The organism is Paraburkholderia sp. XV (assembly GCF_020177535.1).
GTDB classification, from domain to species: domain Bacteria; phylum Pseudomonadota; class Gammaproteobacteria; order Burkholderiales; family Burkholderiaceae; genus Paraburkholderia; species Paraburkholderia caribensis.
Genome location: NZ_JAGUUD010000279.1, coordinates 1 through 517, shown reverse-complemented (window position 1 = coordinate 517; position 517 = coordinate 1). Strand labels below are relative to the sequence as shown.

The following is a 517-nucleotide window of genomic DNA, read 5'->3' as shown; positions in this document are numbered from 1 at the left end:
TGTTGCTGATGTCCGTCGTGTTCTGCGTCACACGGCCGTCGATGTTGGTGATTGCACCAGCAATCGTCGTGATCGTCTTGCCGCCGATGTTGAACGTCGGACCCGTGATCGCACCCGTCGTCGAGTTGTACGTCGAACCGCCACCGATCACGTTCGCGATGCTCGTGCCTTCAGTGTTGACCTTCGCGTCTTCCGACATCAGCTGGCTCACGTTCACCGCATCCGTTGCCGCATAGCCTGCTGCCACGTTCGTGATGCGACGCTCTGCGCCTGCCTTGCCGATCGACACTTCGCCCGCAGCCGTACCCGCCGAGATCGCTGCGCCGCCCGGGTTGAAGCCCGCCGTGCCCAGCGTCGTCGAGTTCGCCACCGAGTTCGAGCCCAGTGCTACCGAGTTCGCCGTCGTCGCGCTTGCGTTGCCGCCAATCGCCACCGACTCCGTGCCCGATGCCACCGAGTCCGCCAGCGTCGAATTCGCGTGGAAGTACTTGATGCCGCCACCGTTGACGATGTTCGT

Annotated in this window: 1 pseudogene; it reads right to left on the bottom strand. The window is 63.4% G+C overall.

The features are described from left to right. A pseudogene (locus KFO72_RS41925) lies at window positions 1-517 on the bottom strand (hypothetical protein); the annotation flags it as partial.